This window comes from Bacillus sp. 105MF, from assembly GCF_000374885.1.
In the GTDB taxonomy this organism is placed as follows: Bacteria; Bacillota; Bacilli; order Bacillales; family Bacillaceae_G; genus Bacillus_A; species Bacillus_A pseudomycoides.
Genome location: NZ_KB895688.1, coordinates 1 through 1,125, shown reverse-complemented (window position 1 = coordinate 1,125; position 1,125 = coordinate 1). Strand labels below are relative to the sequence as shown.

The window sequence follows — 1,125 nt, the reverse complement described above, 5'->3', positions numbered from 1 at the left end:
ACTATGATTTCAGGCGGTTAACCGATAATCATAGTATATATTATGTGTAATGAGATAGAAGAGGAGCTTCAATAACTTATTTACACATACAATGGACGCAACTTTATGACATTTGTTATAAGGTTGCGTTTTTAGTTTATCGTAATACTCAACAATATGATTTTGTCCGTAACGTCGTTGTTTAATCATGTTCTGGATGATGAGGAACAGGAGCTTCCGCAAATGTTTATTTCCACGTTTATTGATTCTATCTTTAAAACAGGTTTTACCTGATTGAAAACGACGTATATCAATACCAGCAAATGCATTGAGTTGCTTATTACTGGTGAAACGAGTAATATCTCCTATTTCAGCCATTAAGCGTATGGCAGTATTCGGTCCAACTCCAGGAAGACTAAGAATGATATTGTATTCTGCACGTTGTCCGGCTGTATGCACCATCTTGTTAATACAGCATTCTTTTTGGTGAAGAAGCTCTTGATAACGTCTTGCGTACAATTTGAGTTGATCACACAGAACATCGTTCTGAGAAACAGCTGGATAGGAAGTTTTCGCTATTTCAAGTACCTGAAGTGCTTTTTTCTCCGCCGTGATAGTTGATATTTTTTTATTGGTGTTGGCACGAATACGATTTTTTATAATGGTTTTAGAAAGACCTAAAACACAATCTGGATGAGGAAATAGTTGAACAAAATTTAAAAATAAATCAGATTTACTGGTAAACATTTTTTCCAATTCAGGAAATGTCAATTGGATCACTTTATGCATACGGCCACGAATCATCGATAATTCACTGTCCAATTCGCTATACAATCTAGAAAGAGATTTTAACTGATAGAATAAGTTATCAGTTCCAGTAGATACCCTTCGGGTAACTGTGAAATGAGTGAGAGCCAATCGGTGTGCATCGCTTCGGTCTGTCTTATGAATCCGCAAAGAATCACATTGCAGTTTGGCTTCTAATGGGTTCAATAAACAATATGTATACTGATTATCTTGCATGAATCGCTCTAGCTGCCTGGAATAGATACCTGTTGCTTCGAACACAATTTCAGGTGATTCACCAGTTTCATCTGTAAGCTCATGTATCTTTTCATGTAGCTTTTCAAATTCAGGCTTAGAATG

The 1,125-nt window shown here is 36.2% G+C and carries 1 protein-coding gene; it reads right to left on the bottom strand.

Annotated elements, in window-relative coordinates; genetic code table 11:
• Positions 1 to 9: 9 nt before the first annotated feature.
• Positions 10 to 1,125 (bottom strand): IS110 family transposase (locus tag C564_RS0131585; RefSeq protein ID WP_018768267.1); only part of this gene is annotated, 1,116 nt, incomplete at its 5' end.